The following is a 24,827-nucleotide window of genomic DNA, read 5'->3' as shown; positions in this document are numbered from 1 at the left end:
ACCAGCACAACACCAAGATCAACTTAAGCTACGCGGCATTGGGTCTGGGGCCGGAGCCCCAGAAAGCAACAGGACCATCCGCCCGCAACGCGCCACCTACGGACAACAAACCGGCGCCCGCCAACGCAACAGGGGGACGACAACGGCAACCGGCGCGAATCAGTCTTCGTCTTCATCCTCACGAGGAGCCTTGTAAGGATCCGCCTCCCCAGCAGGAGAAGCCCCAGCCGCCAACCGAGCCACCTCAGCATCAGCAGCCTGAGCCTGCGCCAACAGCTCATCCATCTTCCGAGCCGTATCCGGCACGGTGTCAGTCATGAACGTCAACGTAGGCGTGAACCGAACCCCGGTCTGCGCCCCGACCATGGACCGCAGCACACCCTTGGCCTTCTCCAAAGCCGCAGCAGCCCCGGCGTAGTCGGGGTCGGAATCCAACCGCTCCCCGAGCACCGTGTAGTAAACGGTCGCATCGTGCAGATCGCCGGTCACCTTGGTGTCCGTGATGGTGACCCGAGCCAACCGAGGATCTTTGACCTCGTGCTCCAAAGCCGAAGCCACGATCTGCGAGATCCGCTTGGCGAGCTTGCGGGCACGTGCCGTGTCGGCCACGAGCCTCCCCTTCCTAGTCGTCCTCCGGCCCGACGAAACGCGTGCGGGCGGAGAGCAGTTCCAGTTCGGGTCGTCCGGCCACCAGCCTTTCACAGCCGGCCAGGACTTCCCTGACATGCGAAGCGTCAGCAGCCACCGCGGCGACGCCGATCAGCGCGCGCCGATGCAGATCCTGATGACCGGCTTCGGATGCGGCAACTTCGAAACGCCGGCGCAGTTCGGCCACCACGGGCCGGACCACCGAGCGCTTCTCCTTCAACGAGTGGACGTCGCCCAAAAGCACGTCCAGTTCCAGAGCCCCCACGTACATGCGCAAGATCCTCCAGAGAAAAAGGGTGCGGAGCCATCGATTAAATGGCTCCGCACCCCCATCAAGCCACTAGGCGCGCGGCTTCTCGCGCATCTCGTAGGTCTCGATGATGTCTTCCAGCTTGAGGTCGCTGTAGTTGCCGAGCGTGAGACCACACTCGAAACCTTCGCGGACCTCGGTGGCGTCGTCCTTGAACCGCTTGAGCGAGCTGATCGGGAGGTTCTCCGCGATCACCTTGCCGTCACGGAGCAGGCGCGCCCTGGCGTTGCGGCGGATCTCGCCCGACAGGACCATGCAACCCGCGATCGTGCCGACCTTGGAGGACTTGAAGACGTCGCGGATCTCGGCGCGGCCGAGCTGGACCTCTTCGTACTCCGGCTTGAGGAGACCCTTGAGGGCCGCCTCGATCTCGTCGATCGCCTGGTAGATGACCGTGTAGTAGCGGACGTCGATGCCCTCGCGGTTCGCGAGCTCGGTCGCCTTGCCCTCGGCCCGGACGTTGAAGCCCAGGACGATGGCGGAGCTGGCCACGGCGAGGTTGATGTCGCCTTCGGTGATGCCACCGACACCGCGGTGGACCACGCGCAGTTCGACGTCGTCGCCGACCTCGATCTTCATGAGCGCGTCCTCGAGGGCCTCGACGGTACCCGAGTTGTCACCCTTGATGATCAAGGTGAGCTGGCTGGTTTCCTTGAGCGCGGCGTCCAGGTCTTCCAGGCTGACGCGCTTGCGCTTCGCCGCGTTGGCGGCGTTGCGGGTGCGGGCCTGACGACGCTCGGCGATCTGGCGGGCCACGCGGTCCTCGTCGACGACGAGGAACGAGTCACCTGCACGCGGCACCGAGGTCAGACCGATGACCTGCACCGGACGCGACGGGGTCGCGTCGTGCACGTCCTCGCCGTGCTCGTCCACCATGCGGCGGACGCGGCCGTAGGCGTCGCCCGCGACGATCGAGTCGCCGACGCGGAGCGTGCCTCGCTGGACCAGCACCGTGGCGACCGGACCGCGACCGCGGTCGAGGTGCGCCTCGATCGCGACACCCTGGGCCTCCATGGCCGGGTTGGCCCGGAGGTCCAGCGACGCGTCGGCCGTCAACAGGATGGCCTCGAGGAGGCTGTCGATGTTGATGCCCTGCTTCGCGGAGATGTCGACGAACATCGTGTCGCCGCCGTACTCCTCGGCGACCAGGCCGTACTCCGTCAGCTGCTGACGGATCTTGGCCGGGTTGGCGCCTTCCTTGTCGATCTTGTTGACCGCGACCACGATCGGCGCCTCGGCGGCCTGGGCGTGGTTGATCGCCTCGACCGTCTGCGGCATCACGCCGTCGTCAGCGGCGACGACGATGACCGCGATGTCGGTCGCGTTCGCACCACGGGCACGCATGGCGGTGAACGCCTCGTGACCCGGGGTGTCGATGAAGGTGATGAGACGCGGGTTGCCCTCGAGCTCGGTCTGCACCTGGTACGCACCGATGTGCTGCGTGATGCCGCCGGCCTCGCCCTCGTGCACCTTCGCCTTGCGGATGGTGTCGAGGAGTCGCGTCTTACCGTGGTCGACGTGACCCATGACGGTGACGACCGGCGGGCGAACCTGCAGGTCACCCTCATCGCCGGCGTCCTCGCCGTAGGTGATGTCGAACGTCTCGAGCAGCTCGCGGTCCTCCTCCTCGGGGGACACGACCTGCACGACGTAGTTCATCTCGGAGCCGAGCAGCTCCAGGATCTCGTCGGACACCGACTGGGTCGCCGTGACCATCTCGCCCAGGTGGAACAGCACCTGCACGAGCGACGCCGGGTTGGCGTTGATCTTGTCGGCGAAGTCGGTCAGCGAGGCACCGCGCGGCAGGCGGATCGTCTCGCCCTGCCCCTTGGGCAGGCGGACGCCACCGACCGAAGGCGCCTGCATGTTGTCCATGTACTCCTGGCGCTTCTGCCGCTTGGACTTGCGTCCACGACGCGCCGGACCACCCGGACGACCGAAGGCACCAGCGGTACCACCGCGACCAGCGCCACCGCCGCCACCGGGACGACCGCGGAAACCGCCGCCGCCACCGCCGGCCGGGGCGCCGCCACCGGCACCGCCGCCACCGCCGGGACGGAAGCCACCGCCACCGCCACCGCCGCCACCGGGACGGAAGCCGCCGCCACCGCCGCCGCCTCCGCCACCGCGGAAGCCGCCACCGCCGCCGCCACCGCCGCCACCGCCGCGGAAGCCGCCACCGCCGCCGCCCCCACCGGGACGACCGCCACCGCCGCCACCGCCACCGGGACGGCCACCGCCGCCACCAGGGCCAGGACGGTTACCGGCCGGACGACCCGGCATCATGCCGGGGTTCGGGCGCGGGGGCATGTTGCCCGGGCTGGGGCGAGGACCGCCCTGACCGGGCGCGGGACGCGGGCCACCCTGGCCGGGGCCGGGACGGCCACCACCCTGAGCGGCAGCCGGGCGCTGACCACCCTGACCGGGCGCGCCACCGGGACGGGGGCTCGCCGGACGCGGGTCGCCGGGCTTCGGGCCGGAGGGGCGCTCGCCCTGCTCCTGGCGCGGGCCGGGACGAGGCCCAGGACGCGGGCCGGGAGCGTTGCCGCCACCGACGCCGAAGGGGTTGTTGCCCGGACGCGGGGCACGCGGACCAGCAGGCTTGGGAGCCTGCGTGCGCGGCGGCACCACGGACGGGGACTGCGTTCCACCCTGCGCACCAGCGGACGCGGCCGGAGCCTGCGGCTGCTGGGGCTGGGACTGCTGCTGCGGAGCCGGGCGCGGGCCCGGACGCGGACCGCCACCCGGCTTGGAGCCGGGAGCCGGGGCAGCCTTCGGAGCGGCCGGAGCCGACGCGGCGGGTGCCGGTGCGGCGGCGGCCGGAGCCTGGGGCTGTTCAGGTGCGGGCGCGGCAGGAGCCGGAGCCTGCGCGGCAGGAGCTGCCGGAGCGGGCTTGGGCGCCGGCGGGCGCGGCGCCGCGGGCTTCGGGCCGGGCATGGCCTTCGGCGCGGCGGGCTTGCTGTCGGTCGCGGCCGGGGCGGGCGCCGAAGCGGCGGGCGCGGCGGCTGCGGGGGCGGGTGCCTTGGGCTTCGGAGCGGCCGGCTTGGGCGCCGACGGCTTCGAGGACTTGGCTTCGTAGGCGTCACGAAGCCGCCGGGCCACGGGGGCCTCGACGGTCGAAGACGCGGACTTCACGTACTCGCCTTGCTCGGCGAGCTTGTTGAGAACTTCCTTGCTCGTGACTCCGAGCTCTTTCGCGAGCTCGTGCACGCGGGCCTTGCCTGCCACTGCTCTCCTCTGTTGTGAGGCCGGCGGGCAAGTCCCATCGACCTCGTCTTAACGTCGCGCGTTCATGTCTTCAGCTTCACGGCTGACTCATGACGGGTCGACCTGCTTCCTTGTTTCTTGCTGACCGCGGGGCTGTCCCGAAGTCGTGTTCCTGTGCTGCTGCTCCAGGTGCTCGCGCAACAGAGCGACGTCGAGTGATCCCTGGACCCGGAGGGCCCGCGAGAACGCCCGTCGCCGCTCGGCGTTGCGCAGACATTCGAGATCGAAATGCAACCAAGCACCCCGACCAGGAAGTCGCCTGCGGACGTCCGGAACCACCGAACCGTCCACCGCGACCACACGCAGCAGCTCAGAGGGCAACGTCCGGGTGCGGCATCCGATGCACGTACGAACAGGGCCGATGGCTTGGGTCACCGAACCCGACGTTGAACCGTTGATAAGTCTATCCCCTGGAACTCATTCGGCCGAACTGGATGTGACCGCACCGGCGGCCGGAGTCTCCGCGTCGCTGCGGATGTCGATGCGCCAGCCGGTCAGGCGGGCGGCCAGGCGGGCGTTCTGGCCCTCCTTGCCGATCGCCAGCGACAGCTGGAAGTCCGGCACCACGACGCGCGCCGTCTTGGCACGCTCGTCGAGCACCCGTACGGACACAACCTTCGCTGGTGACAATGCATTCCCGACGAAAGTGGCCGGGTCGTCGGAGAAGTCGATGATGTCGATCTTCTCGCCGCCGAGCTCGTGCATCACGTTGCGCACACGGGCACCCATCGGGCCGATGCAGGCGCCCTTGGCGTTCACTCCGGCAACCGTTGATTTCACCGCGATCTTGGAACGGTGACCTGCCTCACGTGCCACCGCGGGGATCTCCACGGTGCCGTCCGCGATCTCCGGGACCTCGAGGGCGAACAGCCGCCGCACGAGGTTCGGGTGCGTGCGCGAGAGAGCGATCTGCGGTCCGCGCGCACCGCGGGACACGCTCACGACGTAGCACTTGATGCGCTCGCCGTGGTTGTACTGCTCGCCCGGCACCTGCTCGGCCGGCGGCAGCACGCCCTCGGTGTCACCCACCTGGACGACGACCATGCCGCGGGCGTTCGCGCGGGCGTCGCGCTGCACGACACCGGCGATGATCTCGCCCTCCTTGGCGGCGAACTCGCCGAAGGTGCGCTCGTGCTCGGCGTCGCGCAGGCGCTGCAGGATGACCTGCCGCGCCGTGGTGGCCGCGATGCGGCCGAAGCCTTCAGGAGTGTCGTCCCACTCCTCCTGGACCGCGCCGTCCGGACCCAGGTCCTGCGCGAGCACGCGCACGACGCCGGTCTTGCGGTCGATCTCCACGCGCGAGTGCGCGTGGTGCCCTTCGGTGTGCTTGTAGGCGGTCAGCAGTGCTGACTCGATCGCCTCCAGGACCGTCTCGAAGGGGATGTCCTTTTCACGTTCGATCGCCCTCAGGGCGGCGATGTCGACGTTCACCTCGGCTCCTCCTTCGGTGCTTTCCGAGTGAGCCGAGCCAGTTCCTCGACCGGCGGCTGCTTGAACTCGATCTCCATGACCGCGCGTTCGATGTGGCGGTACTCCACGCGCTTCAGCTCGCCCTTGTGCAGCAGCTCGACCCCGGTCTCGTCGCACTCGCCGACCCGGCCGAACCACTCGGCCTGCTCGGCCTGCTTGACCTTCACGAGACGGAGGTGTGCGCGCTTCCAGTGGCGCGGGTGCGTGAGGGGCCGGTCGACACCCGGCGAGGTGACCTCGAGGGTGTACGGCCCGTTGATCAGGTGCTCGTGCGCGTCCAGCGCGGCGGAGACCACGCGGCTCGCCTCGGCGACCTCGTCGAGCCCGATGCCGTCCTCGCCGTCCACCACGACCTTGACCAGCCGGCGGCGCCCAGCCTGATTCACGTCGAGCGCGTCGAGGTCGAAGCCGATGGCTTCGAGAGCTTCCCGCACAACGGGTGCTAGCTGCGCGGCAAGCTCTCCGCGCGGCGGGCTGGACACGTGGTGTCTCCTTCAGTTCGAACGCATGGAAACCCCGGCCGACGGTGTTTCGGCGGCCGTGGACGACAAGACTATCTCCTTTGCCCGCCTCCCACCGCGCCGCACGGCTGCTGGCAATATGGGTTCACGTGATCTCCGAATCGGTCAGCCGCCGCCGCGTGCTGTTCGCGGTGGCCGCCGCACCGCTCGCCGTTGCGTGCACCACAGAGCCTCCGACACCACCGCCGCCGGACCCGTTGTCCGCGCTGGCGGCCCAGGCCCGTGCGGACGCCGCGCTGGCCAAGACGCTCTCGCAGGTGCCCGCGGCCGAGGAGATCGCGACGGCCCGCGAGACCCATGCCCGCCTGCTGCAGGCCGAGGTCGACCGCGAACGGCCCCCGCTGTCCTCCACCGCCCCGCCCGCGCCGACCGCCCCGCCGACGCCTCCAGACCCGTTGGCGGCGTTGCGGACGTCGCTCGACGACGCGGTGCGCGACGCTTCGATGATCGTCGCCTCGCTGCCGTCGTACCGGGCGGGGCTCGTCGGTTCGGTGGCCGCAGGCTGCGCGTCGCTGCGGGAGGTGCTCTCGTGAACGTGGACGCGGTGCAGACCGCGCTCGGCACCGAGCACGCGGCGTTGTGGACGTACGGACTGGTGTCGGCGTTCCTGGGCAACCAGGCCGCGGCCGTCGCGGAGGGTTCGAACGCGCACCGGGCGCGCAGGGACACGACCGAGCGCTGGCTGAAGGACCACGGCGCGACGCCGAACCCGCCCGCGGCCGCCTACCTGCCGCCGGCACCCGTGTCGGACGGACCTTCGGCACTGGCCGCTTTGGTGGCCGTCGAGCAGGACACCTGTGCCGCGTGGCGAGGTGTTCTGGAGCGCACGGACGACAGCGGGCTGCGGACGTCGGCGCTGGAGGCGTTGACGACGGCGGCGGTGCGGGCGACGCGCTGGCGCAAGGCCGCCGGCACGAACCCGGCATCGATCACGATGCCGGGTGTGGCGTCCGGCTGAAGGCTCAGGCGAAGGAGGAGGCCAGGCGGATCGCGTCCGCGGAGACCTTCTTCATCTCCTTGTTGTGGGACAACGCGTCGGCGCCCTTGACCGGCGAGTCCGACTCGACGATCACGACCTCCTGGTCGCGTTGCTCGGAGGCGTACCCGCCGTTGGCCAGCGTGGTCAGCGGCGGCACGCTGATGACCTTGTCCAGCACCAGGTCCTTGATGTTGCCGGTGCCGTCCTTCTGCGTGAGCTCACGCAACTGCCTGGCCTCGTCCGCGGTCCGCATCTTCACCACGGACACCGACGAGTACACGGTCCGGCCGTCGGGCATCTTGGCCGTGTAGAACGCCCGCGTCAGCTGCAGGCACGGGGTCGTCTTGAGGAAGGCCTGCGTCTGGCCCGTCGCGTGGGCCGCGCAGTCGCTGTCCTTCACCGGTTCCGGCAGCTGGTCCGCGGAGGTGAACTCGAACTCGCCCGCCGTCTTCTCCGGCTGCGACACCGGCTTGTCCACCGGATCCGTCGGCTGCAACACCCACCACACGAACCCCGACACCACCGCGACGGCGACGAGCGCCAGCGCTTTGCCCAGCCACGTCGTCTTCCGCGGGGGCGGAGGAGGCGGCGGCGCCTGGCGGTTGTCCATGATCGACTGGAGCTTCATCAGCTCGTCGGCCGGGTAGAGCGGTGCGGTGCCGGACGGCCTCGGTGGGAAGCGAGGCAGGTTCTGGGTCACCTCTTCAGGTGACTGGCGTGGTTCCGACACAAGGACCCACGGTAACGGACGGCGGTCAGCCAAGCGCTTTGAGCACCCGATCAACGTCCTCGATCGTGTTGTAGAGGTGACAGGCGAACCGCGTCCGACCTGCGCGAACCGATGACACGACGCCCGAAATGTGCGGTACGTCTACTGAGACGATCGCCGAACCAGTGGGCGCGAGTCCGAGGCCGGTCAGCAGGTGATCCGTCAGGTTCACGTTGTGCGCGCGCACGGCGTCGAGGTCCAAACTCGCCACCCACGGCACCGACACCGCCGCACCGACGTGCGCGAACCACGTCGGCGAGAGGTCGAACCGCCGTGCGTCCGAACGGAGCAGGAGCTTGGTCCCGTAGTTCTCCTCGGTGCTGTACCAGTTCGGTGCCGGCGCGCGGAGGAACTCCATCCGGTCGGGCCGGACCGCCATCCAGGCCGCGCCTTTCGGTGCCATCAGCCACTTGTAGCCGACTCCGACGACGAAATCGGCCCACGCCAACGACAACGGCATCCACCCGGCCGCCTGCGAGACGTCCAGCAGCACCGGTTTGCCGGACGCCTTCAGCGCTTCGAGATCCGCGATCGCGCCGTCCGCCGACTGCACGACGCTCACCGCGACGAGATCGGCTTCGTCCAGTGTGGACACGATCTCGTGGCCGGCGGCGACGAACGGCAGCGTGACGCTGGTGAACTCGCCCGGCTGGAGGTGGACCTTCGAGCCGGCCGGCAACGCCTGCGCCACCAGCGACACGAACTGCGAGACCGTGGCGCCGCACGCCACCGACGTCGCGGGCACCCCGATCAGCCGCCCCCACGCCTCCCGGGACGTCTCGACCGCCTCGTTGAACGTCGAGGAGGTGTCCCGGCCGCGCTCCCACCGTCCGACAGCGGCCGCGACCGCGTCGGCGACGTGTCGTGGCGGCACCCCGATGGACGCCGTGTTCAGGTACCCCGGCTCGACATCGAAGACCGCCCCGAACGCCTCACGCATGGGCGAGCTGCTTGTCGCGCTTGCGCCGCGCGTACACCTGCTTCTTCACCTTCGCGATCACGGTCCCATCCTGCCCGACGACGTCGGTGGTGAACCAGATCAACGCCTTCTCACCATCGCTGGTCTCCGACAGCACCTGCTCGACGTGCTCGTCGGTGAGCCGGAACTCGGCGAAGACGGTGCCGCGGCCGGGCGCCACGAACTCGATCTCACCGGCCTGGTCCCACACCACGTGCTCGCCCTTGAGCTGGTTGAACAGCAGGAGCACCCAGAACGGGTCGGTCATCGCGAACAGCGAACCTCCGAAGTGGGTGCCGAAGACGTTGCGGTTCCACGGGCGCAGACGCATCTTGACGCGCGCGTACCGGTAGTCCGGCGAGATCTCTTGCACTCTGATCCCGGCGAACAGGAACGGCGGCCACAGGTTCATCCCGAAGCGCAGGCGGCTTGCCTTCATAAAAAACAGTGTTACACAACGTCCTGCAGGCTGTCCGCAACTTCCTTCGGTGAAGGCATGTGACGTATCTCTTCTGCCACCTGACCTGCGGCTTCTCGGTACGAACCGTCCACGAGCAACAGTCGTGCGCTCTCCGCGATCGCCTCGGCACTCACCGCTCGCACTCCGGCGCCTTTCGCGACGAGCGCCGTCGCGTTGCCGAACTGGTCCGCGCCCTGCGGCAGCACGACCTGCGGGACGCCGTTGGCCAGCGCGGTCAGCATCGTGCCGCTGCCACCGTGATGGACGACGACGTCCGCCTGTTTGATCACTTCGGCCTGTGGGAGCCACTTCTGCGGTGTGGCGACGACGACCTGAGCGTCGAGCCGCACGAGCCCGGCCGCGGCTTTCGTGAGCAGGTCCTCGGAGCCGAACACGGTTCCGAACGTGAGGTAGATCAGCTTTTCGTGGGTGCGCTCCGGAACCTCACCGGGCGCCGAGTGCGGCACGGGCCGCAGCAGGATTCGTTCATCCAGGAAGTCCTTGTCCTGCAACGACGGCGGGCAGATGTCGAGGTGCCGGCCGACCGGCCGGGCCAGCCCGATGCCGTCCGGGAACATCCGCCCGAACCCGTGCCACAGCACCGGGAACGCCCGCCGGCGCGCCTCCCTGAACACCTCCGGCACGGCCCACCCGCTGATCACCAGGTCGGGCAGGACGCGTTCGAGTTCCGGCGCGATGTCCTCGGCGAAGATCTCGCCGAACACCAGCCCAGGACGGAACGGCCGCAGCCCCAACCGGTTCAGCTCGGGGTGCATCTCGTCGCCGACCGCGAAGTGCACCTCGTGCCCGGCGTCGCGCAGTGCGAGCGCCAGCGGGATCAACGGGTAGGTGTGGCCGACCGTGGCCATACCGGCGAAGAGCACGCGCATGGCGGCGAATCTACGCGTGCCACTGCCACTGGACGCGCCGCGGCACGTCCGGCAGTTCGCCCCGCCCGGTGCACCACAGCAGCAGCTCGAACGGGTCGGAATGCGTTGGGGCGTCAGGGAACAGCCGCTCGACGACGGGAGCGCACCGCTCCGGCCGCCAGTCCACGCCGTGCGCCCGGGTGATGTCGTGGGTGTGCATCATCAGCTCGGTGATGCCCATCGCCGCGAACCCGGACGCGTCCGAGGTGCCCCACGGGTGCCACGCCCGTGCGCCCGGATCAGCGGCGGTCACGTGGGACAGCAACGTGGCGGCGGTCGTGACACCTTCCAGGCAGTGTTCGATCGGCAGGCCCGGCCGCAACGAGCCGAGCAAGCTGGTCCAGCGGTGTTGAGCGCGGGTGGCCACCAGGGCGGTGTAGCCGAGCAGACCCTCGACGACGTGGTCGAGAGTCTCGCGGCACGACCACTCCAGGCCGTGGGCACGTCGGGAGAAGTCCGGCAGTTCGCCGAGCACCTGCACGCAGTCGCGGGCCGTTGAGTCGAGCAACTTCGACCAGTTCACGCCTTCGCTCGCAGCAGTTCGACGATCCGCGCCCAGCCGTCCGCACCGTGGCCGGCTTCGACCGCCCGGCGCGCGTAGTCGTGCAGCAGCCGCGGCAGCGTCGAGTCGATCTTGCGCACGTCGCTGGCGTGCACGAGGTGGTTCAACGTGGCCAGGTGGACGTCGATGGTGGCGTCCGAACCGGGGTAGCTGCCGGCGTCGACCTGCGAGGCGTAGGTGCTGATGAACCCGGCGATCGGGCCCAGCCAGCGGGTGGCCAGCGGCGTGAAGTGCGCTGCGGTGGCGCCGTCGGCGGTGACGAGTGCGCTGGCGTGCAGCCAGCCGGTGAGCGTCGCCCACATGATGCCCAGCAGTGCGGTGTCGTACAGCGCGGCCAGGCCGGGGTCCGCGCCGAGGTTGATCGGCTCGGCCAGTGCGGAGAGCAGCTTTTCCGTTTCGGCGAAGGCTTTCTGGTCGCCGCTGTAGAGGATCATCGAGCGTTCGTCGCCGACACCGGGCGGTGTCGTCATGATGCCGCCGTCGAGGTAGCGGACGCCGCGGGTGGCCATCTCGCGGGCCTGTTCCGGTGAGCCGGAGGTGAGGTTGACCAGGATGCCGTCAGGCATGTCCAGGATCTCGGTCAGCGCCGGGTAGTCGAGCACGCAGGCCACCACCACGGGTGCGGAGCGCTGGGCTTCCGCTGCCGTGGCTGCCGCCGTTGCGCCCTCGGCGACCAGCGGCGTGGCCTTGGCCGCGGTGCGGTTCCAGACGGTCACGCGGTATCCGGCGCGCAGGAACGCCGAGGCGAGTGCCGAGCCCATCTGACCGAGGCCGAGCACAGCTACGTCGGACTGCATTGTGTTGTCTCCCAAGGGTTGTTGATCGATGAACACAACCCTCGCAACCGCTGGCGTGAACCGACAGTGGCAGAAATGCCGACTGTCGAACGATTGCTGCCAGCTAACCTGATCACCATGAGCACGGTGGCGATCTTGGTGACGGACGACGACGCACCAGCGCTCTGGGACGTGTACGAAGCCGGGCTGGCGTGCGTGGTGTTCGGCATCGCCCACTTCGACCCCTGGTACGAGATGCGGCTGTGCGGCCTGAACCCGGCAAAGCCACGGGCACAGAGTGGTTGGGTGCTCAGCCCGGAGCACGGGCTGGAAGGCCTGCACGGCGCGGACACGATCATCGTCCCGTCCGTTCCACAGGCCGTGCTCGACGGCACCGAGCCGCTGGATCTGTTGCTGGTCAAGGAACTCCAGGACGCCGCGGAGAACGGCGTGCGCATCGCCGCGTTGTGCAACGGCGCGTTCGTGCTCGCCGAGGCCGGGCTGCTCAACGGCCGCCGCGCCACCGCGCACTGGTCCTACACCGACCGCCTGGCCCGCCGCTTTCCGGAGGTCGATGTCGACGACTCGGTGCTCTACATCGACGACGGCAACGTGCTGACCAGCGCGGGTGCCGCCGCCGGGCTCGACCTGTGCCTGCATCTGGTGCGCCAGGACCTCGGCGCGCACATCGCGAACCAGCTGGCCCGCAAGCTGTGCGTGCCCGCCCACCGCACGGGCGGGCAGGCCCAGTTCGTCACACGGCACGTGCCGGAGACCGACGACGACAGCATCGCGCCGGTGCTGGAGTGGGCGACCGAGCATCTGGACCGGCCGCTCACAGTCGCGCAGCTCGCCCGCCGTGCCGGGATGAGCCAGCGGACGTTCTTCCGCCGCCTGCACGACGCGACGGGCAGCACCCCGTTGCAGTGGCTGCTCGCCCAACGGGTCGCGCACGCCCAGGCGTTGCTGGAGACGACCTCGCTGTCCGTCGAGCAGGTCGCCGAGCGCTGTGGCCTGGGCACCGGCGCGAACCTGCGCCGCCACTTCACCGCTCATGTCGGCGTGCCGCCCACCGACTACCGTCGCGCGTATACCGCCTGAAGGGATCGCTTTGCTGACCAACCGCGAGAAGATGATCATCGGCGAGCCCTACCTGCCCGCGGACCCCGAACTGGACGCGGACCGGCGGCGCGCGTGGCGTGAGATGGCCCGTTTCAACGCGCACGACCCGGAGGACCTCGACGGGCAGTACGCCATCCTCAAGGGATTCGTCGCGGAGATCGGCGAGAACACAACGCTGATGCAGCGCCTGCAGATCGAGTACGGCTACAACACCCGCATCGGCGCGAACAGCTTCATGAACTACGACTGCATCATCCTCGACTGCGGCCCGGTCACCATCGGCGACAACACGATGATGGGCCCGCGCGTGCAGCTGCTGACGGCACAGCACCCGGTCGAGGACCACGAGGCGCGCATCGCGGGCTGGGAGACCACCGCGCCGATCGTCATCGGCGACCGGGTGTGGTTCGGCGGCGGCGTCATCGTCTGTCCCGGCGTGACGATCGGCAACAACACCGTCGTGGGCGCGGGCAGTGTCGTCACGCGCGATTTGCCTGATCACGTGCTCGCGGTCGGCAACCCCGCACGGATCGTTCGTAAGATCTGAAGCCATGCGCAGCGAGGAGATCCAGGTCCACACCGGTGCCGACGAGGTCGTGCACGACCTCACGCGTTCGTGCGAGGAGTTTCTCAACGGCCTCGACGGCGACGGCCTGCTGCACGTGTGGGTGCCGCACGCGACCGCCGGTGTCGCCATCATCGAGACCGGTGCGGGCAGCGACGACGACCTGCTGACCGCGTTGGAACGGATCCTGCCGCGCGACGTGAAGTGGCGGCACCGCCACGGAACCCCCGGCCACGGCCGTGACCACGTGATGCCCGCGCTGGTGCCGCCGTACGCGACGATTCCTGTTCTAGGCGGTGTGCTGGCGCTCGGGACGTGGCAGTCCATCTGCCTGGTCGACACCAACGTCGACAACCCCGTCCGGACGGTCCGCCTGAGCTTCCTTGCCGGCTAGCACCAGCACGAGCCCGACGAGTGCGATCCCGCCGAACACCCACCACTCGGTCGTGAGCGATCCGTCGTACATGAGGCTGCGCAGCCCTTCCGTGGAGAAGCGGAACGGCGTCCACGACCACAGCACCGCGCGATAGGCCGGGTTGAGCAGCTCCGGCACCTGCCCCGCGACGGCCGGCGCCATCAGGTAGAGCAGGCCGAGCACCCCCATCGCCCGGATCCCGAGGTGCTTGAACAGCCCGGCCTGCAGCAGCCCGAACGACACCGCGACCGCCAGCAGGAACCCGAGTGCGGACGCACTGAACGTGACACCCCACCAGGCCAGCAACCCGACCACGGAGCTCACGACGAGCACGGAAGCCGTGAGCGACGACAGCAACCGGAACCGCCGGCCCTTCAACACGACGAACAGCAGCCCGGCGACCATCCCACCGACCCACAACAGCGCGGAGGCGGCAAGGGGCGCGGTGCGTTCGGCGGCGGACACGGCCTGGGTCTCGACCTTCACCGGCAGCCCGGCACCCTGCGCGACGCCGGTCAGCACCTGCTGCGCGACCTGCGTGCCGGACGGGTTGACCGCCGGGTTGAGCCGGATCGTCGCGGCACCCGGTGCGATCTCCAGGACGCCGTAGACCTCCTTGTCCGCCAACAACGTCCTGGCCTCGTCGGCGGACACGACTCTGACGTCGACCTCGGCCGAGTCAGCGGCGGCGACGCGTTCGGCGATCGGCGGCGGCGCGACGACCGCGAGCGGGACGTCGTGCGGGTGCACGGTCGCCTGCACGCCGAAAGTCAGCAATCCCAACAGGAACGCCACCACCGCACCTGCGACGGCGGTGACCAGCGCGGTGCGCATCACGGGCCTCCAGAAGTTCATCATGCGTTGAATTCGATGAACAGCACCGTACGTCCGACACGCACCCGAAGTCAACGCTTGATGAATTAAGGACTGTCAGACCCACCAGGTACCGTTCAGCGCGTGACTTACCCAGGTGGCGGCGGACAGGGCGGCTGGAACGACCAGCAGGGCTGGGGCCAGCAGCAGGGTGACTACCAGAGCGGTGGCTACCAGGTCGGCGGCTACCCGCAGACTGGTGGCTTCCCCCAGCAGGGCGGTTTCCCCGAATCCGGCGGTTTCCCGCAGCAGGGCTACGGCCAGTACGGCGGTCTCGGCGTGTACGGCGGGTTCGGTGACGAGCCGCCGAAGAAGAGCAAGAAGACGCTGTGGCTCGTGATCAGCGCGGTCGTGGTCGTGCTGCTGATCGGCGGCGGCGTGACGTGGTTCGTGGCCTCGCGCGACTCCAACGCGCAGAACACCACCACTCCGACGAGCGCCTCGTCCGAGCCGACGGACAAGGCATGCCCCAAGAACGAGGGCATGCAGTGCGTCGAGACGTCGCTCGGGTTCACCTACGAGGTCCCGAAGACCTGGGACATCGTCGAGGACAAGATCCCGGTCGAGAAGTACCAGGGCATCTCGCTGTCCGGCGTCACCTCGTACGGCGACTACAGGTGTGAGAACAAGGCGTACACCAAGGGCACGAACGGTGGCGCGTTGCTGCCCAAGGGCGACATCAACCAGACCGCGACCGACTTCACCAAGGCCATCGCGACGCAGTACTACTCGTCGGGCGGCGAGCCGCAGGTCGCGCTGACGCAGCCGAAGCCGGTGAAGATCCAGCACACGCAGAAGGACGGCAAGAAGGTCGTCGTCGAGGGTGTGCAGGTCGACGCGACGGTCACCCAGACCGCCAACAAGTGCCTGGCGAGCAAGGGCATCGTGAAGGTGCTCATGCTCAACGGCAGCAACAAGCTGCACGTGTTCGTCGTGAACGGCGACCTGGAAGGTGGCGGAGGCGGCACCACCCCGCCGTTGCCCAAGGAGGCCGAGCTGCAGAAGATGATCGACTCGCTGGTGCCGACTACCTAGCCCCACCGTTGGAGGGCACGGCGGCGGGCAGCGGGTTCTCCGCCGTGATCTTCTCCAGCACGGCCAGGGCCTTGCTCTCCCACAGCGCGAGCCGGAGCTCCTGGAACGTCATCATCGCCTGCTCCACGATGGCGATCGCGTGGAACGTCTCACCGCGCTGCGACACCAGCTGCGCCAGGTCGAGCCGGATCCGCGCGGCACCGACCCGGTCGAGGTTCTCCTCGCACAACCGAATAGCGCGCCGCAGCAACCGGCCGGCCTCGGCGAACATCCGCATCCTGCCGTGGATCAGGCCGAGCGAGTGCAGCGCGTAGCTCTCGCCGACGGTGTCGCCGGAGCGTTGGACCATGCCCAGCACCGAAGTGATGAGCTGCTGCGCCTGTTCGTAACGGCCCTGCACGAGCATCGCGCCACCGAGCCGGTACAGCACCTGGGCCTCGACGCGCGGGCTGGAGATCTCCCGGCACATGCCCAGTGCGCCCCGCAGCTGCCCGACTGCGAGCTCGTGTTCGCCGCGGTCCAGGGAGAGCTGCGCGAGCTGGGACACCACGTACGCCTGGCCGACGACGTCGCCGACGCGTTTGAAGCCGGCCAGCGACTGCTCGAAGATCCGCAACGCCAGCTCGGAGCGGCCCTCGTAGTACTCCATCATGCCGATGGTGCGGCGGGCCAACGCCATCCCGTGCACGTCGTCGAGTTCGAGGAACAGCTCGAGCGCGGGCTCCAGCGACGCGCGCGTGACCTCCATCCGCCGTTGGCTCAGGTGCAGCGATCCGAGCGAACACAGCAGCGCAGCCGTGCCGCGCTTGTTGCCCGCCTTGCGCACCGCGTCCAACGCGCGTTCGTGCGTCTGCTGCCACTCGTCGAGGTAGCTGCGGGTCTCGAACAACGTCACCAGCGAGACCGCGAGGTCCCAGCTCAGCTCGTCCAGACCCGCGTCGGCGGCCTGCAGCACCGCCGCGCAGATGTTCGGCCGCTCGCTTTCCAGCCACCCCAACGGGTCCTGCAGCACCTGGTCCAGGTACTGCTGCTGCGGCTGCCAACGTTGACCACTGCCGTGCAGGACCGTGAAGTCACCGCCGTAGAGCCGTTGGTGAGCCTGCTCGGCCATCGCGAGCCAGCCGCCGGCGACGCGTTCCACGGCGGCGAGCTGGGTGGCCGGCGACTCGTGGACCGCGAGCTGTTCCTTGGCGAACAAGCGGATCAGGTCGTGGAAGCGGTAGCGCGGCAAACCCGTGACGTCACTGCCGACCACGTCGAGGAGCTGGGCGTCGACGAGGCGTTCCAGGAGGTCGAAGCCGCGGTGGCGGTCGTCGTCGGTGAGCGCGCTGGCCGTCCACACGGGCAGGCTTTCCGCTTCCAGCAACGACATCAGCCGCATCACCCGGCAGGTGTCGGGTTCCAGGCCGTCGTAGGTCAGCGACAGGCTGGCGCGCACGACCATGTCGCCGTGCACCAGCTCGTCGAGGCGGTGCCGTTCGTCGGCGAGGCGGCCGACCATCGAGGCCAGCGTCCAGTGCGGGCGGGCGGCGAGCCGGGCGCCGATGATGCGCAACGCCAGCGGTAAGCCGCCGACGACGTCCACCAGTGCCGATGCCGCGACGGGTTCGCTCGCCAGGCGTTGGGTGCCGATGATCCGGCCGAGGAGCTCCAGCGCGTCGTCGGAGTCCATGAAGTCGACGTCGACCAGATGAGACCCGGCGAGACCGGTCAGCCGCGTCCGGCTGGTGACGACGACACCGCACGTCGGCGAACCCGGAAGCAACTGGTGCACCTGCGACTCGCTGCCCGCGTCGTCGAGCACGACGAGGACGCGTCGGTTCGCGAGCATGCTGCGGTACATGTCCGCGCGCTCGTCGACACCGTCCGGCAACGTCGACCCGACCGCACCCAGGGCGGACAGGAACCGGCCGAGGACCTCGGCGGGAGTGGCCGGTTGGGCCTGGGTGCCGCGCAGGTCGCAGTAGAGCTGGCCGTCCGGGTAGGTCTCGGCCGCGACGCGGTGCGCCACGTGCACCGCGAGAGCGCTCTTACCGATGCCCGCCTTGCCGGAGATGTTCACCACCGGCATGGTCATGTGATCACCGGACAGCACGGTCTCCGCACGTGCGACGACGTCCTGGCGGCCGATGAAGTCCGAGATGGTCGCCGGGAGCTGGTGCGGTGACACGACGTTCTGGACGGTGACCGGGACCGACTTCTCCTGGTCGAGGCGCAGCACCTCGTCGTCGGTGAGGATCGCCGTCTCGAGTTTGCGCAACTGGTCACTCGGCTCCAGGCCGAGGTGTTCGATGAAGAGGTCGCGGCCGCTGCGGTAGACGTCGAGCGCCTCGGACTGCCGGCCGGACCGGTAGAGCGCGAGCATGAGCTGGCCGCGCGGGCGTTCCCGCAGCGGGTGTTCGGTCACCATGCTCTGCAATTCACCGATGAGAGCGTGATGCCTGCCGAGCAACAACTCGATGTCGATGCAGTTCTCCAGCACCGACAAGCGTTTCTCGTCCAGACGTAATGCTTTGTTCTGCAAGGTCGCCGCGGCGCCGCCGAGCGCGGGTCCGCGCCACAGGCCGAGCGCCCCTCGCAGGGTCGCGGACGCCTCCTCCATGCGGCCCTGGCGGACGGCGGCGTCGGAGTCGGCCACACGACGTTCGAAGAGGAAGGTGTCGATCTTGTCGCCGGCCACGCGCAGCAGGTAGCCGGGCTGGCGGGTCTCGATCTGGGCGTCGACGTCGACGCGCGCGAACTCCCGCCGGAGCGCTGACACGCAGATCTGGATCTGCGCCCGAGCGGTCGACGGCGGGGTGTGCTCCCAGACCAGGTCGATGAGCTGGTCCATGCTGACGACGCGGTTGGCCTCGAGCAGCAGAGCGCCCAGGATCGTCTGCTGACGTCCTGGCGGTACCTGTACCTGCTCCTCGGCGCCGATGACCTCGATCGGGCCGAGCAGCTTGAAAATCAGCTTCTCATCGGGGGCGGAGCTCATGACGGACGACCCCTCGCGCCTTTATCTCTCGCAAAGCCCCAACACCTCACGCTCCGGACGGCATCCGCTACGGAATTTCCGTGACGGAATTGCATTTACGATGCGGCTCACTCGCGTTCTTGCAATCCGGCCGAAGACGCGGAAAAAGGCACTCCCAGGGCGTCACCTCAAGATCGGGTTACAATATGAAGATGTTTCACTTCGCGTGCCTGACCTCCCGCTCAGATCAACTGGAGACGGTCACTCGGATGGGTGATGATCTCCAAAGTTAGTACCGGCCGGTAAAACTGTCAAGATCCTTCTTGTGTATCAGGCAACGATCCACCATAATGCGCCCGATCTCAATAGGCATCTCATTTGGAGATGATCCTGCCCGGAACAACGGCGCAGATCAAGCGGTACATGTGCCCGAGAATTCGGGTTGCGGCGGCCCGCTTCACGACGATCGTACGTCATACCGCCAAGCAGCCTGAACGTCTAGTCAGGACTACTCCGAGCGGCACAGGCCGTTCGTTCGGATTGCTAACCGCACCCAACCATTGCGGTACACCGCACCTAATTCTGCGGATAAGCCACCACCCTGCGTAGTAACACCTGTTTGCTGACCGGCCGATCAGCTATTCCAGCGTCTCAATTGGCAGGTTCGGTCCCGCCATCGTGGCCGATTGATACGCGGTGGGTGCGCGATAGAGCGGCGATGGGCGGCGCTCCTAACTTCGTTCCCAGACGCCGAACGAAGACGTCGACAGCAACTCAAGCCAAGGTCCGACCAAGCAATGAGGAGGCCGACATGATCCGCAAGACGACCGCTGCCGCTCTGGTTCTCTCCGCCGTCCCCGCTGCCCTGGCTCTCACACTCTTCGCCGGCACCGCGCAGGCCGAGGACACCCCCTGGGGCAGGTCGATCTCGTCCGACACCTCGTGGAGCGCGAGCATCGCCAACGACGACACCCCCTGGCCGCAGCGCATCAACTCCGATGACACCCCTTGGGGCCGTGAGATCACCGCGATCCCGCTGATCGACACCCCGTGGGACGACAAGCACGACACCCCCTGGGGCTGATCACTCCCCCTCCGTCCGGATTCACCCCTAATGGAGGCCAGAACCATGCGATTCCACCTGCTGGGCTCACTCGAAGTCCTCGACGACGACCTGCCCGTCCCACTGGGCGGCGTCAAGCAGCGCGCGGCTCTGGGTTTCCTCCTGCTGCACGCCAACCGGGTGGTGGCGACCAGCAAGCTGCTGCAGGCGCTGTGGTCGCGGGACGTCCCGCCCACCGCCCGCAAGATGCTCCAGAACGCGGTCTCCGGACTGCGTGGCGTGCTCACTCCCCACGGCAGCGGTCCTGAGGGATCCGCGCTGCTGCTCACCCACGCACCGGGCTACCTGCTGCGCGTGGACCCGAACTCCCTCGACCTGTCGCGCTTCCAGCAGCTGACCGAACAGGGTCGAGGTGAACTGTCCGCCGGCAACTGGCCCGCAGCCGCGAAGGTGCTCCGCAAGGCACTGAGCTTGTGGCGCGGACCGGTGCTCGCGGATCTTGCGGAGACCGGCATCAACTGGCCGGAGCTGACCGCCATCAAGGACTGGCGGCTGGCCACGCAGGAGGACTGCTTCGAAGCGGAACTGGCCTGCGGCAGGCACTACGAGATCATCGGCGAGCTGGAGTCGTTGATCGAGGTGGAGCCGTATCGCGAACGGCTCAACGGGCAGCTGATGCTCGCGCTGTACCGGTGTGGCCGGCAGGTGGACGCGCTGAGCGTCTACCGCCGAACGAGGGCGGCGCTGGTGGAGGAACTCGGTCTCGAACCGGGCCGCGAGCTCCAGGAGCTGGAGCGCGCGATCCTCGACCACGCCCCCGCGCTGGACCTCCCGCCGTCGGTGCAACGCAGGCACCTGCTCGCCGTCGGCCAGGCGTCTCCCCCTCCCGTTGTCATCCCGCCCGCTCCTCCGGTCGCTCCGATCGAAGTGCCGGCCGCAGACGTGGCGACCGTGGAGCGCAAGCTCGTGAGCGTCGTGATGGTGTCCGCTCAGCTCGGCCTCGCGGCACGCGACCCCGAAGACGTGGACGAGGTGCACCAGGAAGTCGCTTCTGCCGTGGCCGCTGAGGTTTCACGTCTTGGTGGCGTGGTCGGTGGCAACGTCGGCTCTGTTTTCCTCGCTCTGTTCGGTGTGCCGCGTACTTCTGAAGACGACGCCGACCGCGCCGTGCGTGCCGCGCTGGCGATCCGCTCGCGGTTGGCTTCCGTCGACGTGCAGATCGGCGTGGCCACCGGTGACGCTCTCGTGCGCCTGCCTGGTGCCGGTGTGCCGTCGGCGACGGGTGTGCTGCTCGACGAGTGCCGTCAGCTGATGACGCTGGCTCCCTTCGGTGCCGTCCGTGCGTGCACTTCTACCCGTGACGCTGCTGTCTCCGTGACGTGGTCCGCCGACCCCGCGCCCACCGGCGGATGGCAGGCGGTCTCCTGCGTGTCTCCGCGCGGCGCGACCCGCCGCGCGCAAGCCGCCGTGCCGTTCGTCGAGCGAGAGCGCGAACTCTCTGTGCTGCAAGGACTTCTGGACGACGTCGCAGCTCGCCGCCGTCCGCACTTCGTGACCGTGCTGGGCGAGGCGGGCGTCGGCAAGACCCGTCTCGTGTCCGAACTGGCCGCGTCCTGCTCTTCTTCTGTCCTGCACGGCACCGCAACCCCCTTCGGCGACGACCACGGCTACGGCCCGCTCTCCGACGTGGTGCGCGGCTTCGCGCCTCCCGCTCGTTTGCGCGCTGCTCTCGACTCGCTGGTCGCCGGGCTCGCGGATCGGCTGCACGCGAGCCTGGCCGGCTTGGCGTCACCGTCGCCGGAGGTCGTCGCGGACTTCCCGGCGTGGCGCCGTTTCCTGGAGGAGATCGCCGAAGCCGGCCCGTTGGTCGTGTTCCTGGAGGACGTGCACTGGGCCAACGACGTGGTGCTCGACTTCGTGGAGGAGCTCAGCGAACAGGCCGGCTCCGTGCCACTCCTGGTCATCGCCACCGCCCGCCCCGAACTGCTGCAGCGCCGCCCGTCGTGGTTCGGCGGCAAGCGCCACGCCACCACGATCAGCCTGGAACCGTTGTCCCACAACGGCACCCGCAGCCTGCTGAACTCGCTGCTGGAAACCCGCGAGCTGTCCGCCGACCTGTGGCAGGCCCTCGTCTCGTGCGTCGGCGGCAACCCGCTGTTCGCCACCGAGTACGCCCGCATGGTCGCCGACCCCCGCATGCCGTGCCTGCACAACGACGGCGGCGCGTTGCCGGTGCCGCCCTCGGTCCGCAGCGTGATCACGACCCAGCTCGACTCGCTGCCGTTCCCGGTGAAGGCCGTGCTCGGTGACGCTGCCGTCGTGGGCGATCTCGTCTCGCCCGGTGCGGTGGCGGCCACCGGTCAGCGCGACCTTCCGGACGTGTCCAAGGCGCTGGAGTTGTTGGAACAGCGTGATTTCCTGCGTCGGCAGGGGCGCAACAGCGAGACCGGTGAGATCGAGTACGGGTTCCGGCACGCGCTCGTCCGCGACGTCGTGGCCGACCAGCTACCGCGCGCCGAGCGTTCGCTCAAGCAGGAACGCGCCGCCGCTTGGTTCGCCGAGCCCGCGCTGGACCTGATGCTGGACCGCAGGGCGGGCTGACCCAGCCGATCTTGTCGGTGGTGCTGAGTACGTTGAGATGTAGGGGTTCCCAGCTCGGGGGGACCCCTGCGTCAGCGCGCCCAACGGCGAAGAGCCACTATCGTGCAGCGGTGACGGTAACCGCTGACGATCTTGACGCGGCCCTCTCCTGCCTTGCCGACACACTCGGCCCCGCGACCGGCCGGGACTGGGTGATCGCGCCCGGCACAGGAGAGTGGAACTGCTGGCACACCGCCGAACACATCGGCGACTGCCTGCTGTCCTACGCGGCACAGCTCGTCGCCCGGCCCGATGCCCGCTACGTGCGCTTCCTAGCCGTCGCGGACAAGGAGGCGAGCCCGGCCGAAGTGCTGGAGTTCGCGGTGACCGGTGGCGGGATCCTGGCCGCAGTCGTGCGGACAACGGCACCGTCCGTTCGCGCCTACCACCCCACCGGCATGGCCGACCCGGCGCACTTCGCCGGCATGGGCTGTGTCGAAGCACTGGTGCACGGCGAGGACATCGCCCGCGGCCTCGGCCTGAGGCTCGACCCGCCACGCGACGTCTGCGCTCGCGTTCTCGCGAGGATGTTCCCCCACGACGATCTCGATGTGGATCCCTGGACCGGCCTGCTCTGGGCCACCAACCGCGCCAGCCTGCCCGGGCGTGAGCCGCAGACCGGCTGGCGCTGGCAGGGCCCGCCAGACTGAGCCCGCCAGACTGAGCCCGCCAGGCAGAGCCCGCCACGCAGAGCCGAGGCCTGTCAGACCAGCTGAGGTACCTGCAGACACCACTGCCCCGCAGCGCCGGGTCAGGCGGAGCGGATTGTCGGTGGTGCTGAGTACGTTGAAATGCAGGGGTTCCCGGTTCGAGGAGACCCCTGCGCCAGCGCGCCCGACTGCCCCCGGACACGGCGAAGGCCGCCTCCCCCTGTGTGGAAGAGGCGGCCTTCGCCGTTGATCAGATCAGTGCTGCGGCGCCCGACGCGGACGACCGGGACGGTCGGTCCGGCCGAAGCCGCGACCACCTTCGGTGCGCTCCGAGCGACGCGGACCGCCGCCACCCTCGGACGAGCGACGCGGACCACCGCGGAACTCGCCGCCCTCGGAGCGACGACCGGAGCCGCCGCGGTACTCGCCGCGGCCGCCGGTGGCCGGGGCGCCGAAACGACGGCCGTTGCCGCCGCTGCGACGGGCCGGCTTCTCGCGTTCGACGATCGGCTCGCCGCTCGGGGTGCGAGCACCCGTGATGCGGATCAGGTCGTCGTCGCCGGGGCGCACCTTCGTGCTCTCCGGGCGGATGCCTGCGCGGGCGGCCATGCCCTGGACGGCGCGGCGCTGGTCGTGCGTGACCAGCGTGACGACCGTGCCGGACTGGCCTGCGCGAGCCGTGCGGCCCGCTCGGTGCAGGTAGTCCTTCGGGTCGGCCGGCGGGTCCACGTGGACGACCAGCGAGACGTCGTCGACGTGAATGCCGCGGGCAGCGACGTCCGTGGCGATCAGCACCGGGGTGGTGCCCTCGCGGAACTCGCCGAGCACGCGGGTGCGCGCGCTTTGAGCCTTGCCGCCGTGCAGGGCGCCGGCGTGGACGCCGACCGAGCGGAGCTTCTTGGCCAGGCGGTCGACGTGGTGCTTGGTGCGCACGAACATGATCGTGCGGCCCTCGCGCGCGGCCACCTCGGTCACCACGTTCTGCTTGTCCTCGGCGGACACGAACAGCAGGTGGTGCTCCATGGTCGTGACGCTCGCCGTGGCCGGGGCCACCGAGTGCGTCACCGGGTTGTGCAGGTACTGGCGGACCAGCTTGTCCACGTCGCCGTCGAGCGTCGCGGAGAACAGCAGGCGCTGGCCGTCCTGCGGGGTCAGGTCGAGGATCGCGCGGACCTGGGGCATGAAGCCCATGTCCGCCATCTGGTCGGCCTCGTCCAGCGCGGTGATCTCGACGGAGCCGAGGTCGCACGTGCCCTGGCGGACGTGGTCGGACAGACGACCCGGCGTGGCGATCAGCAGGTCGACGCCGCGGCGCAGGTGGTCGATCTGGCGCGGGAACGACGTGCCGCCCACGACCACGCGGCACCAGAGGCCCAGCGCGCGGGCGTGCGGCATGAGTGCCGTCTCCACCTGCATCGCGAGCTCACGGGTCGGGACGAGGATGAGGCCACGCGGCTTGTGCGGCACCGAGCGGCCGCTCGCGAGACGGGTAAGCATGGCGAGACCGAACGCGAGCGTCTTGCCCGAGCCCGTCTGGCCGCGGCCGAGGATGTCCCGCCCGGACATCGAGTCGGGCAGGGTGGCCGCCTGGATCGGGAACGGCTCGTTGATCTCGTTCGCGGCGAGCGAGCGGATCAGCGCGTCGGACAGGCCGATTTCAGCGAACGAGGGCAGCGGGCCTTCCGGCAGCGTGCTCTCGAACGGCTCGGCGACGATCGGTTCCTCGACCCGCTGCTGCGGACGCGAGGAGCTGCCCTGGCGACCCGAGCGACGCCGCGGTGACCTGCGGCTTTGTGCGCGCTCGGAACGACCTTCGGACATTGATGGCAAAACAAACCTCCGAGACATGGCACGTC

The 24,827-nt window shown here is 69.1% G+C and carries 24 protein-coding genes; 9 read left to right on the top strand and 15 right to left on the bottom strand.

Annotated elements, in window-relative coordinates:
- Nucleotides 1-159 precede the first annotated feature (159 nt).
- The 6 genes from rbfA to rimP form a co-directional block, all read right to left on the bottom strand.
- Nucleotides 160-609 carry a 30S ribosome-binding factor RbfA gene (gene rbfA, locus LFM09_RS29205; RefSeq protein WP_414099770.1) on the bottom strand — a complete coding sequence of 150 codons (450 nt, stop codon included), beginning with the start codon at nucleotides 607-609 and terminating at the stop codon, nucleotides 160-162.
- A gap of 13 nt (nucleotides 610-622) precedes the next feature.
- Nucleotides 623-919, bottom strand: coding sequence for a DUF503 domain-containing protein (locus tag LFM09_RS29200; RefSeq protein WP_414099769.1), 297 nt, complete (start codon nucleotides 917-919; stop codon nucleotides 623-625).
- Between the two features lie 69 nt (nucleotides 920-988).
- Complete coding sequence (gene infB / locus LFM09_RS29195; RefSeq protein WP_414099768.1) at nucleotides 989-4,186, bottom strand: translation initiation factor IF-2; 3,198 nt, start codon at nucleotides 4,184-4,186, stop codon at nucleotides 989-991.
- Between the two features lie 87 nt (nucleotides 4,187-4,273).
- Nucleotides 4,274-4,516, bottom strand: a complete 243-nt coding sequence (locus LFM09_RS29190; protein WP_414099781.1) for a YlxR family protein — start codon at nucleotides 4,514-4,516, stop codon at nucleotides 4,274-4,276.
- 126 nt (nucleotides 4,517-4,642) lie between these two features.
- A complete protein-coding gene (nusA, locus tag LFM09_RS29185) occupies nucleotides 4,643-5,656 on the bottom strand; it encodes a transcription termination factor NusA (protein ID WP_414099767.1) in 1,014 nt (337 codons plus the stop codon).
- Nucleotides 5,653-6,177: a ribosome maturation factor RimP gene (gene rimP, locus LFM09_RS29180; RefSeq protein WP_414099766.1), complete on the bottom strand. Its 525-nt coding sequence runs from the start codon at nucleotides 6,175-6,177 to the stop codon at nucleotides 5,653-5,655. Before rimP ends, nusA begins: the two co-directional genes overlap by 4 nt.
- A gap of 128 nt (nucleotides 6,178-6,305) precedes the next feature.
- On the opposite strand from rimP, the gene LFM09_RS29175 reads away from it, so the two are divergent.
- Complete coding sequence (locus tag LFM09_RS29175) at nucleotides 6,306-6,749, top strand: hypothetical protein (RefSeq protein ID WP_414099765.1); 444 nt, start codon at nucleotides 6,306-6,308, stop codon at nucleotides 6,747-6,749.
- Nucleotides 6,746-7,174 carry a ferritin-like domain-containing protein gene (locus LFM09_RS29170; RefSeq protein ID WP_414099763.1) on the top strand — a complete coding sequence of 143 codons (429 nt, stop codon included), beginning with the start codon at nucleotides 6,746-6,748 and terminating at the stop codon, nucleotides 7,172-7,174. The genes LFM09_RS29175 and LFM09_RS29170 overlap by 4 nt, the downstream gene beginning before the upstream one ends.
- Before the next feature lie 4 nt (nucleotides 7,175-7,178).
- Here the strand turns inward: LFM09_RS29170 and LFM09_RS29165 are convergent, their stop codons facing one another.
- From LFM09_RS29165 to LFM09_RS29140, 6 genes are read right to left on the bottom strand one after another with little or no spacing between them, the layout of a single operon-like run.
- Nucleotides 7,179-7,925 carry a hypothetical protein gene (locus tag LFM09_RS29165; protein ID WP_414099762.1) on the bottom strand — a complete coding sequence of 249 codons (747 nt, stop codon included), beginning with the start codon at nucleotides 7,923-7,925 and terminating at the stop codon, nucleotides 7,179-7,181.
- A gap of 25 nt (nucleotides 7,926-7,950) precedes the next feature.
- Entirely contained in the window at nucleotides 7,951-8,904 is a 954-nt protein-coding gene (locus LFM09_RS29160; RefSeq protein WP_414099761.1) for an aminotransferase class V-fold PLP-dependent enzyme, read from the bottom strand.
- Entirely contained in the window at nucleotides 8,897-9,361 is a 465-nt protein-coding gene (locus LFM09_RS29155) for a DUF4442 domain-containing protein (protein ID WP_414099760.1), read from the bottom strand. Before LFM09_RS29155 ends, LFM09_RS29160 begins: the two co-directional genes overlap by 8 nt.
- A gap of 11 nt (nucleotides 9,362-9,372) precedes the next feature.
- A complete protein-coding gene (locus LFM09_RS29150) occupies nucleotides 9,373-10,272 on the bottom strand; it encodes a glycosyltransferase (protein ID WP_414099759.1) in 900 nt (299 codons plus the stop codon).
- A 10-nt stretch (nucleotides 10,273-10,282) separates the two neighbouring features.
- Nucleotides 10,283-10,834, bottom strand: coding sequence for a hypothetical protein (locus LFM09_RS29145; protein WP_414099758.1), 552 nt, complete (start codon nucleotides 10,832-10,834; stop codon nucleotides 10,283-10,285).
- Nucleotides 10,831-11,670 (bottom strand): NAD(P)-dependent oxidoreductase, encoded by an 840-nt coding sequence (locus tag LFM09_RS29140; protein ID WP_414099757.1) that lies wholly within the window; start codon nucleotides 11,668-11,670, stop codon nucleotides 10,831-10,833. The genes LFM09_RS29145 and LFM09_RS29140 overlap by 4 nt, the downstream gene beginning before the upstream one ends.
- Before the next feature lie 117 nt (nucleotides 11,671-11,787).
- On the opposite strand from LFM09_RS29140, the gene LFM09_RS29135 reads away from it, so the two are divergent.
- From LFM09_RS29135 to LFM09_RS29125, 3 genes are read left to right on the top strand one after another with little or no spacing between them, the layout of a single operon-like run.
- The gene (locus LFM09_RS29135; protein ID WP_414099756.1) at nucleotides 11,788-12,750 is read left to right on the top strand and encodes a GlxA family transcriptional regulator; all 963 of its coding nucleotides are present in this window, start codon (nucleotides 11,788-11,790) and stop codon (nucleotides 12,748-12,750) included.
- Between the two features lie 31 nt (nucleotides 12,751-12,781).
- Nucleotides 12,782-13,318: a sugar O-acetyltransferase gene (locus tag LFM09_RS29130; protein ID WP_414099780.1), complete on the top strand. Its 537-nt coding sequence runs from the start codon at nucleotides 12,782-12,784 to the stop codon at nucleotides 13,316-13,318.
- Nucleotides 13,319-13,322: 4 nt separating this feature from the next.
- Complete coding sequence (locus LFM09_RS29125; RefSeq protein ID WP_414099755.1) at nucleotides 13,323-13,730, top strand: YjbQ family protein; 408 nt, start codon at nucleotides 13,323-13,325, stop codon at nucleotides 13,728-13,730.
- On the opposite strand, the gene LFM09_RS29120 is transcribed toward LFM09_RS29125, so the two are convergent.
- The gene (locus LFM09_RS29120; protein ID WP_414099754.1) at nucleotides 13,626-14,609 is read right to left on the bottom strand and encodes an ABC transporter permease; all 984 of its coding nucleotides are present in this window, start codon (nucleotides 14,607-14,609) and stop codon (nucleotides 13,626-13,628) included. The genes LFM09_RS29125 and LFM09_RS29120 overlap by 105 nt on opposite strands.
- 99 nt (nucleotides 14,610-14,708) lie before the next feature.
- On the opposite strand from LFM09_RS29120, the gene fliL reads away from it, so the two are divergent.
- On the top strand, nucleotides 14,709-15,659 hold the full coding sequence (gene fliL / locus LFM09_RS29115; RefSeq protein WP_414099753.1) for a flagellar basal body-associated protein FliL: 951 nt from the start codon (nucleotides 14,709-14,711) through the stop codon (nucleotides 15,657-15,659).
- Here the strand turns inward: fliL and LFM09_RS29110 are convergent.
- Complete coding sequence (locus LFM09_RS29110; protein WP_414099752.1) at nucleotides 15,652-18,639, bottom strand: BTAD domain-containing putative transcriptional regulator; 2,988 nt, start codon at nucleotides 18,637-18,639, stop codon at nucleotides 15,652-15,654. The two genes, fliL and LFM09_RS29110, sit on opposite strands and share 8 nt — an antisense overlap.
- 790 nt (nucleotides 18,640-19,429) lie before the next feature.
- Here LFM09_RS29110 and LFM09_RS29105 point away from each other — a divergent pair.
- The 3 genes from LFM09_RS29105 to LFM09_RS29095 all read left to right on the top strand — a co-directional run bounded on the left by LFM09_RS29105 (nucleotide 19,430) and on the right by LFM09_RS29095 (nucleotide 22,971).
- Nucleotides 19,430-19,702 carry a hypothetical protein gene (locus LFM09_RS29105; protein WP_414099751.1) on the top strand — a complete coding sequence of 91 codons (273 nt, stop codon included), beginning with the start codon at nucleotides 19,430-19,432 and terminating at the stop codon, nucleotides 19,700-19,702.
- Nucleotides 19,703-19,747: 45 nt separating this feature from the next.
- The gene (locus LFM09_RS29100; protein ID WP_414099750.1) at nucleotides 19,748-22,282 is read left to right on the top strand and encodes a BTAD domain-containing putative transcriptional regulator; all 2,535 of its coding nucleotides are present in this window, start codon (nucleotides 19,748-19,750) and stop codon (nucleotides 22,280-22,282) included.
- A 110-nt stretch (nucleotides 22,283-22,392) separates the two neighbouring features.
- Entirely contained in the window at nucleotides 22,393-22,971 is a 579-nt protein-coding gene (locus LFM09_RS29095) for a hypothetical protein (protein WP_414099749.1), read from the top strand.
- A gap of 255 nt (nucleotides 22,972-23,226) precedes the next feature.
- Here the strand turns inward: LFM09_RS29095 and LFM09_RS29090 are convergent, their stop codons facing one another.
- On the bottom strand, nucleotides 23,227-24,792 hold the full coding sequence (locus LFM09_RS29090; RefSeq protein ID WP_414099748.1) for a DEAD/DEAH box helicase: 1,566 nt from the start codon (nucleotides 24,790-24,792) through the stop codon (nucleotides 23,227-23,229).
- Nucleotides 24,793-24,827: the final 35 nt, after the last annotated feature.

This window comes from Lentzea alba (assembly GCF_047445655.1).
In the GTDB taxonomy this organism is placed as follows: Bacteria; Actinomycetota; Actinomycetes; order Mycobacteriales; family Pseudonocardiaceae; genus Lentzea; species Lentzea alba_A.
The sequence above is the reverse complement of the archived record's forward strand: the minus strand, read 5'-3'. Positions and strand labels throughout refer to the sequence as shown.